The sequence below is a fragment of the Halobacillus sp. ACCC02827 genome, from assembly GCF_030291935.1.
In the GTDB taxonomy this organism is placed as follows: domain Bacteria; phylum Bacillota; class Bacilli; order Bacillales; family Halobacillaceae; genus Halobacillus.
Genome location: NZ_CP128168.1, coordinates 120,638 through 137,773 on the forward strand (window position 1 = coordinate 120,638; position 17,136 = coordinate 137,773).

The 17,136-nt window shown below is 45.6% G+C and carries 15 protein-coding genes and 1 other annotated feature; all 15 genes read left to right on the top strand.

The genetic code is table 11. The features are described from left to right. The first annotated feature begins 20 nt into the window (after positions 1 to 20). The 15 genes from secE (at position 21) to rpsJ (ending at position 17,104) form a co-directional block, all read left to right on the top strand. Positions 21 to 197, top strand: a complete 177-nt coding sequence (secE, locus tag QRD89_RS00670; RefSeq protein WP_008635880.1) for a preprotein translocase subunit SecE — start codon at positions 21 to 23, stop codon at positions 195 to 197. Between the two features lie 129 nt (positions 198 to 326). Further along, a complete protein-coding gene (nusG, locus tag QRD89_RS00675) occupies positions 327 to 863 on the top strand; it encodes a transcription termination/antitermination protein NusG (protein ID WP_008635882.1) in 537 nt (178 codons plus the stop codon). Positions 864 to 1,016: 153 nt separating this feature from the next. Then, positions 1,017 to 1,442, top strand: coding sequence for a 50S ribosomal protein L11 (gene rplK, locus QRD89_RS00680; RefSeq protein WP_008635884.1), 426 nt, complete (start codon positions 1,017 to 1,019; stop codon positions 1,440 to 1,442). Positions 1,443 to 1,560: 118 nt separating this feature from the next. Continuing rightward, positions 1,561 to 2,256, top strand: a complete 696-nt coding sequence (gene rplA / locus QRD89_RS00685) for a 50S ribosomal protein L1 (protein WP_008635887.1) — start codon at positions 1,561 to 1,563, stop codon at positions 2,254 to 2,256. Between the two features lie 53 nt (positions 2,257 to 2,309). Next, positions 2,310 to 2,460 (top strand) — a sequence feature (ribosomal protein L10 leader region). Positions 2,461 to 2,503: 43 nt separating this feature from the next. After that, positions 2,504 to 3,004 (top strand): 50S ribosomal protein L10, encoded by a 501-nt coding sequence (gene rplJ / locus QRD89_RS00690; protein WP_008635890.1) that lies wholly within the window; start codon positions 2,504 to 2,506, stop codon positions 3,002 to 3,004. A gap of 51 nt (positions 3,005 to 3,055) precedes the next feature. Further along, a complete protein-coding gene (gene rplL / locus QRD89_RS00695; RefSeq protein ID WP_008635891.1) occupies positions 3,056 to 3,421 on the top strand; it encodes a 50S ribosomal protein L7/L12 in 366 nt (121 codons plus the stop codon). A gap of 81 nt (positions 3,422 to 3,502) precedes the next feature. Continuing rightward, a complete protein-coding gene (locus tag QRD89_RS00700; protein WP_286096105.1) occupies positions 3,503 to 4,108 on the top strand; it encodes a class I SAM-dependent methyltransferase in 606 nt (201 codons plus the stop codon). Positions 4,109 to 4,420: 312 nt separating this feature from the next. Beyond that, the gene (rpoB, locus tag QRD89_RS00705) at positions 4,421 to 7,948 is read left to right on the top strand and encodes a DNA-directed RNA polymerase subunit beta (protein WP_026577046.1); all 3,528 of its coding nucleotides are present in this window, start codon (positions 4,421 to 4,423) and stop codon (positions 7,946 to 7,948) included. A gap of 71 nt (positions 7,949 to 8,019) precedes the next feature. Then, positions 8,020 to 11,631: a DNA-directed RNA polymerase subunit beta' gene (gene rpoC, locus QRD89_RS00710; protein WP_008636073.1), complete on the top strand. Its 3,612-nt coding sequence runs from the start codon at positions 8,020 to 8,022 to the stop codon at positions 11,629 to 11,631. A gap of 139 nt (positions 11,632 to 11,770) precedes the next feature. Continuing rightward, positions 11,771 to 12,022 carry a 50S ribosomal protein L7ae-like protein gene (locus QRD89_RS00715; RefSeq protein ID WP_008636072.1) on the top strand — a complete coding sequence of 84 codons (252 nt, stop codon included), beginning with the start codon at positions 11,771 to 11,773 and terminating at the stop codon, positions 12,020 to 12,022. Between the two features lie 91 nt (positions 12,023 to 12,113). Next, complete coding sequence (rpsL, locus tag QRD89_RS00720) at positions 12,114 to 12,533, top strand: 30S ribosomal protein S12 (RefSeq protein ID WP_008636071.1); 420 nt, start codon at positions 12,114 to 12,116, stop codon at positions 12,531 to 12,533. Between the two features lie 52 nt (positions 12,534 to 12,585). After that, on the top strand, positions 12,586 to 13,056 hold the full coding sequence (gene rpsG / locus QRD89_RS00725; RefSeq protein ID WP_008636070.1) for a 30S ribosomal protein S7: 471 nt from the start codon (positions 12,586 to 12,588) through the stop codon (positions 13,054 to 13,056). A gap of 42 nt (positions 13,057 to 13,098) precedes the next feature. Next, positions 13,099 to 15,177, top strand: coding sequence for an elongation factor G (fusA, locus tag QRD89_RS00730; protein WP_008636069.1), 2,079 nt, complete (start codon positions 13,099 to 13,101; stop codon positions 15,175 to 15,177). A gap of 118 nt (positions 15,178 to 15,295) precedes the next feature. Beyond that, the gene (gene tuf, locus QRD89_RS00735; RefSeq protein ID WP_008636068.1) at positions 15,296 to 16,486 is read left to right on the top strand and encodes an elongation factor Tu; all 1,191 of its coding nucleotides are present in this window, start codon (positions 15,296 to 15,298) and stop codon (positions 16,484 to 16,486) included. A 309-nt stretch (positions 16,487 to 16,795) separates the two neighbouring features. After that, positions 16,796 to 17,104, top strand: a complete 309-nt coding sequence (gene rpsJ, locus QRD89_RS00740) for a 30S ribosomal protein S10 (RefSeq protein WP_008636067.1) — start codon at positions 16,796 to 16,798, stop codon at positions 17,102 to 17,104. Positions 17,105 to 17,136 lie beyond the last annotated feature (32 nt).

Sequence of the window (17,136 nt, forward strand, 5' to 3'; positions counted from 1 at the left end):
AGTTTGGGGGGTATTACAGCATGTTTAAGTTCTTCAAGAACGTAGCGCGTGAGATGAAAAAGGTCAGTTGGCCGAAGGGGCAGGAACTGACCAGGTACACGATTACCGTACTATTCACCGTCGTCTTCGTAGCTTTGTTCTTTGCTATTGTAGATCTTGGGATCTCCCAAGTGCTTGAACTCATCGCTAAGGAATAGTAGAGTTAATTTTATGCTATAATAGAGATAGACTTACAAAAAACCCGTTCCGCGGGTTTTTTCATGTTGGAAAGAATTTCGATTAACTAAAGCATAAGGGAGGGAAGGGCAAGCACTTGTCCTGCGATAATGGAAAAAAGATGGTATGTTGTTCACACCTATTCAGGTTATGAGAACAAAGTAAAGACCAACCTCGAGAAGCGCGTAGAGTCTATGGGGATGGAAGATAAGATTTTTCGTGTTCTTGTCCCGGAGGACGAAGAGGCGGAAATTAAAAACGGCAAGAAGAAGATTGCCAAAAAGAAAGTTTTCCCAGGATACGTTTTAGCGGAGATGGTAATGACGGATGATTCTTGGTACGTTGTCCGTAACACTCCCGGCGTGACGGGGTTTGTCGGATCTACCGGCTCTGGTTCTAAACCGACCCCTCTCTTACCGGAAGAAGTGGATACGGTGCTTAAGCGTATGGGCATGAAGGAACAGCCGAAGGCAGACATTGATTTCGAAGTGAAAGAAAGTGTTACTGTTACCGACGGACCGTTCGCAAACTTCACTGGTACCATTGAGAATATTGACTTGGACAAACAGAAAGTCAAGGTCCATGTCAACATGTTCGGCCGCGAAACTCCGGTCGAATTGGACTTCACTCAGATTGAAAAATTATAAAAAAACAATCCTCCCCTTGCATATCCGGCACAAAGATGCTAGAATTTTTATGTTCTATATGCGCCCCATAGATGAGGGGCTATTGCTTAACGCAATGGAGTGGGAGGGGTAGAACCCTATTACCACATCACGGACTTTAAGGAGGTGTGTCTCGTGGCTAAAAAAGTTATTAATGTTGTAAAGCTTCAGATCCCTGCAGGAAAAGCTAACCCAGCGCCACCAGTAGGACCGGCACTAGGTCAAGCAGGTATTAATATCATGGGCTTCTGTAAAGAGTTCAACGCTCGTACGCAGGACCAAGCTGGTATGATCATTCCAGTAGAAATCTCGGTTTATGAGGACCGTTCCTTTACATTCGTTACTAAAACTCCACCTGCTGCTGTTCTTCTTAAGAAAGCGGCTGGAATTGAGTCAGGTTCCGGTGAACCAAACCGTAACAAAGTAGCTTCTGTCAAACGCGATCAAGTTCGCGAAATCGCAGAAACGAAAATGCCTGATTTGAACGCTGCTGACGTGGAAGCTGCAATGCGTATGGTCGAAGGTACTGCGCGCAGCATGGGAATCACAATCGAAGATTAATCCCACAGCGTCATTTGGAGATAGGAAAAGGTTGCGGAAATGGAGCTAGTGTCTCTTTCGCAACCTTTATTCGTGGGAGGAAAATCCGTTAAAACCACAACGAGGAGGAAATTTTAAAATGGCTAAGAAAACGAAAAAGCAACAAGAGCTTCTAAAGCTTGTTGATCGTACAAAAGCTTATGATGTGCAGGAAGCCATCAAGCTAGTAAAAGAAACAGCAAAAGCTAACTTTGATGAAACAATCGAAGCAGCTTTCCGTCTTGGGGTTGACCCTAAGAAAGCAGACCAGCAGATCCGTGGAGCAATGGTACTTCCACACGGTACTGGTAAATCTCAGCGTGTGCTTGTTTTCGCTAAAGGTGATAAAGCGAAAGAAGCAGAAGCTGCAGGTGCAGACTACGTAGGTGAGCAGGACCTCATCAACAAAATCAACCAAGGCTGGTTCGATTTTGATGTTGTTGTTGCAACTCCTGACATGATGGCTGAAGTTGGTAAGCTTGGTCGTGTACTAGGACCAAAAGGTCTTATGCCGAACCCTAAAACAGGTACAGTAACGTTTGAAGTTGAGAAAGCAGTAAACGAAATCAAAGCTGGTAAAGTAGAATACCGCGTTGATAAAGCTGCTAACATCCATGTTCCGATCGGAAAAGCTTCTTTCGATCAAGAGAAACTGGCTGAGAACTTCACAGCGATTACAGAAACTCTTGTGAAAGCTAAACCACAAGCATCTAAAGGAACTTACATGCGTAACGCAGCTGTTTCATCAACAATGGGTCCTGGGATCAAAGTTGATGTTACTGGGTTCTCTAAGTAATATAATTTAGTGTTGACTTTCCGTTTCTGATTGGTTACAATTAGTGACGTTGTATAAATGAATACGTTATACCGTAGACAGCAGGTGCGGCTTCCGCTTAATTTCCTGCCGAGGTGTGTGTGAATATAAATAGAGCAGCGCAGACTGCCCTGCTCTATGATTCGTACCTCCATGTCTACATGGGGGTGCTTTTTTATGAACAAAACCTTTGGACGGTATGATGATAAGTCAATAGGAGGTGGAACCGATGAGCAGTGTTATCGAGCAAAAGCAGCAAATTGTATCTGACTTAGCTGACAAGTTCCGTAGCAGTAAGTCTGCCGTAATGGTAGATTACCGCGGTCTTGACGTAGCGGAAGTTACAGAGCTTCGTAAACAGCTTCGTGAAGCAGGCGTAGAGTTCAAAGTGTACAAAAACACAATGACTCGCCGTGCTGCGGCAGAAGTAGAGCTTTCTGGTCTTGACGAAGTGCTTCAAGGACCTACAGCCTTGGCCTTCCATGAAGAAGATGCAGTAGCTCCGGCTAAAATTCTTAACAACTTCGCTAAGGATCACGAAAACCTTGAAATTAAAGGTGGCGTAGTTGAAGGACAAGTTGCAACTCTTGAGCAAATCCAAGAACTTGCAAACCTTCCAAACTACGAAGGTCTTGTATCTATGTTCCTAAGCGTACTACAAGCACCTATCCGCAACTTCGCTTATGCTACAAAAGCAGTGGCGGAGCAAAAAGAGGAAGAAAGCGCGTAAGTTCGCGTTCGTTTAAAACTATAACCATAAAAACTAAGGAGGAAATTTCTCATGTCTAACGAACAAATTATCGAAGCGATTAAAGAAATGTCTGTTCTTGAGCTTAACGACCTAGTTAAAGCGATTGAAGAAGAATTTGGTGTATCTGCTGCAGCTCCAGTTGCTGTTGGTGGACCAGCTGCAGGTGGCGAAGCTGCTGAAGAGCAAACAGAATTCAGCGTAGTGCTTGAATCTGCAGGAAGCTCTAAAATCAAAGTGGTTAAAGCAGTACGCGAAATCACTGGTCTTGGTCTTAAAGACGCTAAAGAACTAGTTGACGGTGCTCCAAACCCAATCAAAGAAGGCGTTTCTAAAGAAGAAGCTGAAGAAATGAAATCTCAGCTTGAAGAAGCAGGCGCTACTGTAGAACTTAAGTAAGATATCTTTTTAAAGTAAAGCTCGCTGACTATCGGCGGGCTTTCTTTTTCTTAATAGATCAAAAAAGAAGGTGTTCGGATTATGTCGGAACATTACTATTCCAAGAAGACATCTGCTGCAAGTGAAGAAAGATCGTGGACTTTTCAATTGAAGGGCCATACATTTACGTTCACAACAGACCGCGCCGTTTTCTCTAAAGGCGAGGTGGATTTCGGTTCGCGCGTATTGATTGATTCCTTTCGTGCGCCGGAAGCAGAAGGAGATTTTCTTGACTTAGGCTGTGGATATGGGCCGATTGGTATGTCCTTGGCTAAACACTATCCGGATCGTCACGTATGGATGGTGGATGTGAACGAACGGGCTTTGAATCTGGCGGAAAGAAACGCGGCGGCAAACGGCATCGCGAATGTAACTGTAAAAGAAAGTGATCGGATGCAGGCGGTGAAAGACCATCGTTTTGCGGCTGTTCTTACTAATCCTCCCATTCGTGCCGGGAAGGAAGTCGTTCACTCTATGTTTGAGGAAGCTGGACAATCCTTGGTAGACCAAGGAGAACTCTGGGTCGTCATACAAAAGAAACAAGGAGCCCCATCAGCGAAAGCCAAGATGGAGGAACTGTTCGGTAACGTGGAAATAGTAGAGAAACAGAAAGGATACTTTATCCTTAAGTCTAAAAAGATTGACTAGCTTGTCCGGTTGTGCTAGTATTGAAAAATGCCAATATATCTGAACGCTGTCAAGTCTTTTTTGCATTTTCTTGTATAAAAAGATGATAGTTGGTCAGAATGGTAAAATCGAACACTGAAAGTAAATGAGGTTTTTATGTATGAAAAGCCTTTTTCTTTTTTGTCTAACGTTAGAGAGAAATGAAGAATCACCATTTGCTATAAGGCGAATGTTTAAATAGCGCTTGTGGCAAGATCAACCGCAAGCCTGTTCGGCATGTCTTGCCGGACCCTTTTTTCGTTATTAAAATGCTTGATTTGAGGGGTGAATCAGTTGACAGGTCAACTAGTTCAGTATGGACGACACCGCCAGCGCAGAAGTTATGCACGTATTAGTGAAGTATTGGAATTGCCTAACTTGATTGAGATTCAAACGGCTTCCTATGAGTGGTTCATGGAAGAAGGTTTGAAAGAGATGTTCCAGGACATTTCGCCAATTGAAGATTTCACCGGTAATCTTTCACTTGAATTCGTAGACTACAGCCTTGGCGAACCAAAGTATCCAGTCGATGAGTCAAAGGATCGCGACGTAACATATAACGCACCGCTTCGTGTGAAAGTACGTCTTCTAAATAATGAGACGGGTGAAGTGAAAGAGCAGGAAGTATTCATGGGTGATTTCCCATTGATGACAGACACAGGTACCTTTGTAATCAACGGTGCGGAACGTGTCATCGTATCCCAGCTTGTTCGTTCTCCGAGTGTATATTTCAATAAGAAGATTGATAAGAACGGTAAGCGTGGTTATACCGCTACGGTCATTCCTAACCGTGGAGCATGGTTAGAGTTTGAAACAGATGCCAAAGACGTCGTACACGTCCGCATCGACCGTACGCGTAAGCTTCCTATCACAGTGCTCCTTCGTGCTCTAGGATTCGGTACCGATCAAGAGATCATCGATTTGATCGGAGATAATGAGTACCTGAAGAACACGCTTGAAAAAGACAATACGGAAACGACAGAGAAAGCTTTGCTTGAGATATACGAGCGTCTGCGTCCCGGCGAGCCGCCGACCGTAGAAAATGCTAAAAGTCTCCTTGTCTCTCGTTTCTTTGATCCGAAACGCTATGATCTAGCTAGAGTCGGAAGATATAAAATGAACAAGAAGCTTCATATTAAGGATCGTTTGTTTAACCAAACCCTTGCTGAAACATTAGTGGATGAGGAAACAGGGGAAGTTATTGCGGAGAAGGGTGACAAGATTGACCGCCGTCTTCTTAACAAACTGATTCCATTGTTTGATGATGCAGAAGGTACATTGAGCGAGGAAACTCTTGAGCCTGTAGACGGCGTTCTTGAGGACCCGATTCAAGTCCAATCTGTAAAAATTGTAGACCCGACGGATCCGGAAGGGGAACGTTCTATCAACGTTATCGGTAATGCGAACATCGACCGCGACGTTAAGAACATCACTCCGGCTGACATCTTGTCTTCTATCAGTTATTTCTTTAACCTGCTTCATGATGTTGGTGGCACGGACGATATTGACCACCTTGGTAACCGTCGTCTGCGTTCTGTAGGAGAACTTCTTCAGAACCAGTTCCGAATCGGGCTTTCCCGTATGGAGCGTGTGGTACGTGAGCGTATGTCCATTCAGGATACATCATCCATCACACCACAACAGCTGATCAATATCCGTCCGGTTATTGCATCCATTAAAGAGTTCTTCGGAAGCTCCCAACTATCCCAGTTTATGGACCAAACCAACCCGTTAGCAGAATTGACTCACAAACGTCGTCTATCTGCGCTTGGACCGGGTGGTTTAACACGTGAACGTGCAGGATTCGAAGTTCGTGACGTACACTACTCCCACTATGGCCGTATGTGTCCGATCGAAACTCCTGAGGGACCGAACATCGGTTTGATCAACTCCTTGTCTTCTTATGCGAAGGTAAACGAATTCGGCTTTATTGAAACACCATATCGCCGTGTGGATCCGGATACGAACAAAGTAACCGACCAAATTGATTACCTTACTGCTGATGAAGAAGATAACTACGTCGTAGCACAAGCTAACGCGAAGCTTGGTGATGACGGAAGTTTCATGGACGAAGAAGTTATTTCCCGTTTCCGTGGGGAGAACACGGTCGTAAGCCGTGATCGTATTGATTACATGGATGTATCACCTAAGCAGGTTGTATCTGCAGCGACGGCTTGTATTCCTTTCTTGGAAAACGATGACTCCAACCGTTCCTTGATGGGTGCGAACATGCAACGTCAAGCAGTGCCATTGCTTAAACCGGATGCACCTTTAGTCGGAACAGGTATGGAATATGTATCCGGTAAAGACTCCGGTGCCGCTGTCATCTGTAGACACGAAGGAATTGTTGAGCGTGTCGAAGCGAAAGAAGTTCGCGTACGCCGCATTTCTGAAGTAGACGGCAAAGAAGTAGAAGGCGACGTGGATCGTTACCGTCTGCAGAAGTTCATCCGTTCCAACCAAGGAAGCTGTTACAACCAGCGTCCGATTGTCGCTAAAGGTGACCGTGTTACAAAAGGAGAAATCCTTGCTGATGGTCCTTCCATGGATATGGGTGAGCTGGCGCTTGGACAGAACCCGCTGGTTGCATTCATGACATGGGATGGTTACAACTATGAGGATGCCATCATCATGAGTGAGCGACTTGTTAAAGATGACGTCTATACGTCGATCCATATTGAAGAATATGAATCGGAAGCTCGTGATACGAAACTTGGACCGGAAGAAATCACTCGTGATATTCCGAACGTCGGGGAAGATGCACTTAAAGATCTTGATGATCGCGGCATCATTCGTGTCGGAGCAGAAGTAAGTGACGGAGATCTTCTTGTTGGTAAAGTTACGCCTAAAGGTGTAACGGAATTGTCGGCAGAAGAACGTTTGCTTCACGCAATCTTCGGAGAGAAAGCCCGTGAAGTCCGCGATACATCCTTGCGTGTACCGCACGGAGCCGGCGGAATCGTTCTTGATGTTAAGATCTTCAATCGCGAAGATGGAGACGAGCTGCCACCAGGGGTCAACCAGTTGATTCGTGTTTATATCGTTCAGAAACGTAAGATTTCTGAAGGGGATAAAATGGCCGGCCGTCACGGTAACAAAGGTGTTATTTCCAAGATTCTTCCAGAAGAAGACATGCCTTTCCTACCGGATGGTACTCCTGTAGACATCATGTTGAACCCGCTTGGTGTACCGTCACGTATGAACATCGGACAAGTGTTGGAACTTCACTTAGGTATGGCCGCCCGTTTGATGGGTCAGAGAGTGGCAACTCCAGTATTCGATGGTGCTCGTGAGGAAGACGTTTGGGAAACATTGCAGGAAGCTGGCATGGCACGTGATGCGAAAACGATCCTTTACGACGGACGTACAGGTGAGCCTTTCGATAACCGTGTTTCTGTCGGTGTCATGTACATGATCAAACTGGCGCACATGGTCGACGACAAGCTTCACGCTCGTTCTACCGGACCTTATTCACTTGTTACGCAGCAGCCGCTTGGTGGTAAAGCACAATTCGGTGGACAGCGTTTCGGTGAGATGGAGGTTTGGGCACTGGAAGCATACGGTGCCGCATATACACTTCAAGAAATCTTGACGGTCAAATCCGATGACGTCGTTGGACGTGTGAAAACATACGAAGCTATCGTCAAAGGTGACAATGTTCCAGAACCAGGCGTACCTGAGTCCTTCAAAGTTCTTATTAAAGAGCTTCAAAGTCTCGGTATGGACGTGAAGATTCTAAATGGTGATGAGCAGGAAATCGAAATGCGCGATATTGAAGAAGAAGAAACCAAACAATCCGAGAATTTGAACTTAGACGATTAAGATAGAAACACTGCTGTAGCTCGTGTTCTAAGCTTAGGGAAAACCTGGATACTAAAAGGGAGGTAGGCCCCTTGCTAGATGTAAACAACTTTGAGTATATGAAAATCGGCCTCGCTTCACCGGATAAGATTCGTTCTTGGTCTTATGGAGAAGTGAAGAAGCCGGAAACCATCAACTATCGTACGTTGAAACCCGAGAAAGACGGTCTTTTCTGTGAGCGTATCTTCGGCCCACAAAAAGACTGGGAATGTCACTGTGGGAAATACAAGCGCGTCCGCTATAAAGGCGTCGTTTGTGACCGCTGTGGAGTAGAAGTAACGAAAGCAAAAGTACGTCGTGAGCGTATGGGGCACTTGGAATTAGCTGCCCCTGTCTCTCACATCTGGTACTTCAAAGGAATCCCTAGCCGGATGGGTCTTGTCCTGGACATGTCCCCAAGAGCGCTGGAAGAAGTTATTTACTTCGCAGCCTATATCGTTACAGAACCGGGCGAAACATCTCTTGAGAGAAAGCAGCTGCTTTCTGAGAAAGAGTATCGTACGTACCGTGAGAAGTTCGGTCAAGGTTTCCAGGCCGCTATGGGTGCAGAAGCCATCCGTAAATTACTTTATGATATAGATCTTGACGGTGAAGTTGAAGTGTTGAAAGAAGAGCTCAAAACAGCTCAGGGACAACGCCGCACACGTGCGATCAAGCGCCTTGAAGTGCTTGAATCTTTCCGTCACTCAGGAAACGATCCATCTTGGATGATCCTTGACGTGCTTCCGGTCATTCCACCGGAACTTCGTCCGATGGTTCAACTGGATGGTGGTCGTTTCGCGACATCTGATTTGAACGACCTTTATCGTCGTGTTATCAACCGTAACAACCGTTTGAAACGTCTGCTTGACCTTGGAGCACCTACGATTATCGTTCAAAACGAGAAACGTATGCTTCAAGAAGCTGTTGATGCTTTGATTGATAACGGCCGTCGCGGCCGTCCGGTAACAGGACCGGGTAACCGTCCGCTTAAATCCCTTTCTCACATGCTGAAAGGTAAGCAGGGTCGTTTCCGTCAAAACCTTCTTGGTAAACGTGTTGACTACTCTGGTCGTTCTGTAATCGTCGTAGGTCCATCTTTGAAAATGTATCAATGTGGACTTCCGAAAGAAATGGCGCTTGAGCTGTTCAAGCCATTCGTAATGAAAGAATTGGTGTCCCGCGGATTAGCACATAACATCAAATCTGCGAAACGTAAGATCGAACGCGTTCACCATGAAGTATGGGACGTCCTCGAAGACGTCATCAAAGAGCACCCGGTTCTGCTTAACCGTGCACCAACGTTGCACCGCCTCGGAATCCAGGCCTTTGAACCAACGCTTGTAGAAGGACGCGCAATCCGTCTTCACCCGCTCGTATGTACAGCATATAATGCCGACTTCGATGGTGACCAAATGGCGGTTCACGTACCATTGTCTTCTGAAGCACAGGCGGAAGCACGTATCTTGATGCTTGCTGCACAGAACATCCTTAACCCTAAGGATGGAAAACCGGTTGTAACTCCTTCACAGGATATGGTACTTGGTAACTACTATCTATCTCTTGAGCGTGAAGGCGCAATTGGAGAAGGTATGGTAGTGAAAGACTTGAACGAAGCGTTGATGGCTTACCAGAATGGATATGCTCATCTGCACACACGTGTAGCCGTTCAAGCGAGCTCCTTGAACAATGAAACATTTACAGAAAAACAAAACGGTCAGCTTCTTCTTACTTCCGTTGGTAAATTGATTTTCAACGAAATGCTTCCGGCTTCGTTCCCATACATGAACGAGCCTACGAAAGAGAACTTGGAAATCAAGACACCAGATCACTACTTCGTGGATAAAGGAACGAATATCCGTGAAGAGATTGCTAAGCGTGAAGAAGTAGCGCCGTTCAAGAAAGGCATCCTTGGAGATATCATCGCAGAAGTATTCAAACGCTTCTCCATCAGTGAAACGTCCAAGATGCTTGATAGAATGAAGGATCTCGGTTTCGCTTATTCTACGAAAGCGGGTATCACTGTCGGTGTATCCGACGTCGTCGTACTTCCTGAGAAACAAGAAATTCTTGATGAAGCTCAGGAGAAAGTCGACAAAGTCTTGAAACAGTTCCGTCGTGGTCTAATTACGGAAGAGGAACGCTATGATCGTGTCATCGATATATGGTCAGCAGCGAAAGATGATATTCAGGGCCGCTTGATGCAGTCACTGGATCCGCGTAACCCGATCTTCATGATGAGTGATTCCGGAGCACGTGGTAACGCATCTAACTTTACGCAGCTTGCGGGTATGCGTGGTCTTATGGCCAACCCGGCTGGTCGTATCATTGAACTTCCAATCAAGTCCAGCTTCCGCGAAGGTCTGACTGTACTTGAATACTTCATCTCTACTCACGGTGCACGTAAAGGTCTTGCCGATACAGCCCTTAAGACTGCCGATTCAGGTTACCTGACTCGTCGTCTTGTTGATGTAGCGCAGGACGTCATCGTCCGTGAAGATGACTGTGGTACAGACAGAGGTCTTCCTGTTACAGCTCTTAAAGAGGGTACAGAAATTATTGAACCCCTCATCGACCGTTTGATCGGACGTACTTCCTTCCAGAAAGTGAAGCACCCGGAAACAGGCGCTGTCCTTGTGGGTCGTAATGAAGTAATCTCTGAAGATGCTGCTCGTCAAATTGTCGAAGCAGGCGTTGAAAGAGTGGTTATCCGTACAGCGTTCACGTGTAACACGAAACACGGAGTGTGTAAGAAGTGTTACGGACGTAACCTGGCAACAGGGGATGAAGTCGAAGTGGGTGAAGCAGTTGGAATCATCGCAGCGCAGTCCATTGGTGAACCAGGTACTCAGCTTACAATGCGTACCTTCCACACAGGTGGGGTAGCCGGAGATGATATTACGCAGGGTCTTCCACGTATCCAGGAGATCGTTGAAGCGCGTAACCCTAAAGGTCAAGCTGTCATCACGGAAATCGACGGAACCGTCCACGAAGTGAATGAAGTGAAAGAGAAGCAGGAAATCGTCATCCAAGGTTCTGTTGAATCACGGTCTTACACAGCACCATACGGCGCTCGTATGAGAGTTGCTGTCGGTGATGAAGTGAAGTCCGGGGAGGCACTTACAGAAGGTTCCATCGATCCGAAAGAGCTTCTTACAGTCAAAGGGCTTGACGGTGTACAGGAATACCTTCTTAAGGAAGTACAGAAAGTTTACCGTATGCAAGGGGTAGAAATTTCTGATAAGCACGTGGAAGTAATGGTACGCCAGATGCTTCGTAAAGTGCGTGTTCTTGATTCTGGAGATACAGATGTATTGCCAGGATCCCTTCTTGAGATACACCAGTTCAAAGAAGCCAACCAAAAAGTGCTTCTCGAAGGCGGACAGCCGGCTGTTGGTCGTCCGGTCATCCTTGGTATTACAAAAGCATCCCTTGAAACAGACAGCTTCTTGTCTGCCGCATCCTTCCAGGAGACAACTCGTGTCTTGACTGATGCAGCAATCAAAGGTAAGCGTGATGAGCTTCTTGGACTGAAGGAGAACGTAATCATCGGTAAACTTGTCCCGGCAGGTACGGGTATGACAAGATACCGTAAGATTCAAGCTCAATCCGAGGCTCAGAAGCAGGGTGCTTCCGAACCAACAGAAGAAGTAACACACTCTTAATAGAGATATACAGGTTAACAAAGGGTAAATTTTAAAGAAGCACCAAAAACTCACCCAGATGCAGTTGACATGCATTTGGGTGAGTGATAATATAATCAAGGTGCTTCCATTTATCCTTGTTACTTTGGAGGATATGCAGATGTCTTATGATAAAGTAGCACAGGCTAAATCCGATATAATCATTGGAACCAAACAGACACTGAAAGCCATGAAAAATGGTGAAGTGGATGAAGTCATAACGGCTGAAGATGCAGATCAGTCGATGACCTTAAAAGTAGCTAAACTGGCCAACCAACTGAACATTCCCCATACGACGGTTCCGTCTATGAAGGAGCTAGGGGATGCGTGCGGTATTGATGTTGGCGCGGCTACAGTGGCGATAAAGCAATAAAGTTTTGGCGTTTTGGCGCGAAAACTTTGTTTTTTGCCTTTTTATGAACCACCTGGATGTGTGGTATTAAGAATGAAGGGAGGATACAATCATGCCAACAATTAACCAATTGGTGCGTAAAGGACGCGTGAGCAAAACGAAGAAGTCTGGTTCACCTGCTTTGAACAAAGGCTACAACAGCTATAAAAAGCGTATGACAGATCTTTCTTCTCCACAAAAACGTGGTGTTTGTACACGTGTTGGTACTATGACACCTAAGAAGCCGAACTCCGCCCTACGTAAGTATGCGCGTGTTCGTCTAACTAACCAACTAGAGGTTAACGCGTACATCCCTGGTATCGGCCACAACCTTCAAGAGCACAGTGTTGTTCTTATCCGTGGCGGTAAAGTTAAAGACTTACCAGGTGTGCGTTACCACATCGTACGTGGTGCTCTTGACACTGCAAGCGTTGATGGACGTATGCAAGGCCGTTCTAAATACGGTACGAAGAAACCTAAAGCTAAAAAATAATCGATATGTAAATATCGCTTAAATAAACCATTTGAGGAAGGGAGGGGAACGTATGCCACGTAAAGGTCCTGTAGCTAAGCGTGATGTGTTGCCTGATCCGATGTACAACTCTAAGCTTGTTACTCGCTTGATCAACCAAATCATGGTCGATGGGCAGCGCGGAAAAGCTCAAAAAATCCTTTATAAAGCGTTCGAACTTGTTCAAGAACGTAGCGGTAACGATGCTATGGAAACATTTGATCAAGCTATGAAGAACGTCATGCCTGTATTGGAGGTACGCGCTCGTCGTGTAGGTGGATCCAACTATCAGGTTCCTGTTGAAGTTCGTCCAGAACGTCGTCAGGCTCTAGGTTTGCGCTTCATTGTTAACTATGCGCGTCTTCGCGGAGAGAAAACAATGGAAGAGCGTCTAGCTAACGAAATTCTAGATGCAGCAAACAACACTGGTGCTTCTGTGAAGCGTCGTGAAGAGATGCACAAAATGGCAGAAGCGAACAAAGCTTTCGCTCACTACCGTTGGTAATAACCACAAAAATAACTGTTCAAACAGGAAGGAGAAAGATGCATGGCTAGAGAGTTCTCCTTGGAAAAGACTCGTAATATCGGGATCATGGCTCACATCGACGCTGGTAAAACAACGGCGACAGAGCGTATTCTTTTCTACACAGGACGTATCCACAAAATTGGTGAAACTCACGAAGGAGCTTCCCAAATGGACTGGATGGAGCAGGAACAGGAGCGCGGAATTACAATTACTTCCGCTGCGACAACTGCTCAGTGGAAAGGCCACCGTATCAACATCATTGACACTCCTGGACACGTAGACTTCACTGTTGAAGTTGAACGTTCTCTTCGTGTACTAGATGGCTCCGTAGCCGTTCTTGATGCACAGTCTGGTGTTGAGCCTCAAACAGAAACTGTTTGGCGTCAGGCTACAACTTACGGTGTTCCACGTATCGTATTCATCAACAAGATGGATAAAATCGGCGCTGACTTCATCTACTCCCTTGGCACGTTGAAAGACCGTCTGGGAGCTAATGCAGCTGCTGTTCAACTTCCTATTGGTGCGGAAGATGACTTCGAAGGAATCATTGACCTTACAACCATGGAAGCATATTTCTACATGGACGATTTGGGAACTCGTGCAGAAGCGCGTGAAATTCCTGATGAGTACAAAGATCAAGCCGAAGAGTACCGCGGCAAGCTTGTAGAAGCTGTTGCAGAACTTGATGAAGACTTGATGATGCAATACCTTGAGGGAGAAGAAATCACGAACGATCAGCTGAAAGAAGCAATTCGTAAAGCGACTCTAAGTGTTGAATTCTACCCTGTGTTCTGTGGTTCTGCCTTCAAGAACAAAGGTGTTCAGCTGTTGATCGACGGTGTCATCGACTACCTTCCATCTCCACTGGATGTTCCTCCAATCGAAGGACACGTTCCACAAACAGAAGAAGAAGTTGTCCGTAAGGCTGACGACAAAGAGCCATTCTCTGCATTGGCTTTCAAAGTCGCAACAGACCCTTACGTTGGTAAACTTACATTCTTCCGCGTGTACTCTGGTACACTTAACTCTGGATCATACGTTCAGAACTCTACGAAAGGTAAGCGTGAGCGTGTAGGTCGTATCCTACAGATGCACGCCAACTCTCGTGAAGAGATCTCTACTGTATATGCAGGAGATATCGCTGGTGCGGTAGGACTTAAAGATACTGGTACAGGTGACACTCTTTGTGACGAGAAGAACCTAGTTATTCTTGAATCAATGGAATTCCCTGAGCCTGTAATCTCTGTAGCTATCGAACCTAAATCCAAAGCAGACCAAGACAAAATGTCCATTGCCCTTGGTAAACTTGCTGAAGAAGATCCAACGTTCCAAACAGAGACTAACGTGGAAACAGGACAAACAATCATCGCTGGTATGGGTGAGCTTCACCTTGATATCATCGTTGACCGTCTGAAGCGTGAGTTCAAAGTTGAAGCGAACATTGGTGCTCCACAAGTTGCTTACCGCGAAACATTCCGCGGAAGTGCGCAAGTTGAAGGTAAGTTCGTACGTCAATCCGGTGGTCGTGGACAATTCGGTCACGTATGGGTTGAATTCGAGCCTAACGAAGAAGGCGCTGGATTTGAATTCGTCAACAAGATCGTTGGTGGTGTTGTACCACGTGAATACATTCCATCTGTAGAACAAGGTATTAAAGAGTCTATGGAAAATGGTGTATTGGCTGGTTACCCTATGGTAGACATCAAAGCGACTCTTTATGATGGTTCTTATCACGATGTCGACTCCAACGAAATGGCCTTTAAAGTTGCCGCTTCCATGGCACTTAAAGAAGCTAAAAACAAGTGTAAGCCTGTTCTACTTGAACCGATGATGAAAGTAGAAGTTGTTATTCCTGAGGAATACATGGGCGATATCATGGGTGACGTAACATCCCGTCGTGGACGTGTTGATGGTATGGAAACTCGTGGTAATGCACAAGTGGTTAAAGCGTATGTTCCACTATCTGAAATGTTCGGTTACGCTACAGCATTGCGTTCCAACACTCAAGGTCGCGGTACGTACACTATGCACTTCGACCACTACGAAGAAGTTCCTAAGAGCATCTCTGAGGAAATCATCAAGAAAAATGCTGGTCAATAATTGATTTTTTAAACGAGTTAAAGTATAACTTGTATTGTAAGCACAGGAGTGGCTTTCACTCCTTTGCTTCATCATAAATCAAATGAACTTTCACTTATTTTAAAGGAGGAAATATACAATGGCTAAAGAAAAATTCGACCGGTCCAAGTCCCACGTTAACATTGGTACTATCGGACACGTTGACCACGGTAAAACTACTCTAACGGCAGCGATCACTACTGTACTTCACAAGAAATCTGGTTCTGGTGAAGCTATGGCATACGACATGATCGACGGTGCTCCAGAAGAGCGCGAGCGTGGAATCACAATCTCCACTGCACACGTTGAGTACGAAACAGAAACTCGTCACTACGCACACGTTGACTGCCCAGGTCACGCTGACTACGTTAAGAACATGATCACTGGTGCTGCTCAAATGGACGGCGCGATCCTAGTTGTATCTGCAGCTGACGGTCCAATGCCACAAACTCGTGAGCACATCCTACTTTCTAAAAACGTAGGTGTTCCAGCTATCGTTGTATTCTTGAACAAAGTTGACATGGTAGACGACGAAGAGCTTCTTGAACTAGTTGAAATGGAAGTTCGTGATCTTCTTTCTGAGTACGACTTCCCTGGCGATGACGTACCAGTAATCAGCGGTTCTGCTCTTAAAGCCCTAGAAGGCGATGAGAAGTATGAGCAAGCGATCTTCGATCTAATGGATGCTGTTGACGAAAACATCCCAACTCCAGACCGTGACACTGACAAGCCATTCATGATGCCAGTTGAGGACGTATTCTCTATCACTGGTCGTGGTACAGTTGCTACAGGTCGTGTTGAGCGTGGGCAAGTTAAAGTCGGTGACGAAATCGAAATCATCGGTATGGCTGAAGAGTCCAGCAAAACTACTGTAACTGGTGTTGAAATGTTCCGTAAGCTTCTTGACTATGCAGAAGCTGGAGACAACATCGGTGCACTTCTTCGTGGTGTAAGCCGTGAAGATATCAACCGTGGACAAGTACTAGCTAAGCCTGGTTCTATCACTCCACACACAAACTTCAAAGCTGAAGTTTATGTACTAGCTAAAGACGAAGGTGGACGTCACACTCCATTCTTCTCTAACTACCGCCCACAGTTCTACTTCCGTACTACGGACGTAACTGGTGTTATTCAACTTCCTGAAGGCGTAGAAATGGTTATGCCTGGGGACAACGTTGAAATGACAGTTGAACTTATCTCCCCAATCGCGATCGAAGACGGTACTCGTTTCTCTATCCGTGAAGGTGGACGTACAGTAGGTTCAGGCGTAGTTTCTACAATTACTAAGTAATTAGAAGCTATGAATACAAGCGAGCATAGGCCTTGGCCTTTGCTCGCTTTTTCTATTCGTGCGCATGTGCTGTCGGGGTTGAATTTGACTCGGTTCGCTAGTATAATGTGAAAAGTGCTTGCGGATAAATTAAATGTTGATTTATCCTTGCAATGACCGCATTTCTTCTATATAATGAATAATGTTGGTCATAAAAGGCGATGAAGCGAAAGGTTGTTGACACACCCGGCCCCTTTGCCATGGCGGGTAGTCAAGTTTTTTTCGCGGAGAATGTCTATTTTAAAAATGGGCGAAGAAGGAGGGAACATAATGGCAAAAGAGAAAATTCGTATTCGTTTAAAAGCGTATGATCACAGAGTGTTGGATCAGTCCGCAGAAAAGATCGTAGACACAGCGAAGCGTTCCGGTGCTAACGTATCAGGTCCGATTCCGCTTCCTACAGAGCGTTCTATCTACACAGTACTTCGTGCAACGCACAAGTATAAAGACTCTCGTGAGCAGTTCGAAATGCGCACACACAAACGTCTTATCGACATTGTTAATCCGACACCACAGACAGTTGATTCATTGATGCGTTTGGATCTACCATCTGGTGTGGATATCGAAATCAAACTATAAATTAATCTGATAAATAATAGGAGGTGTAACGG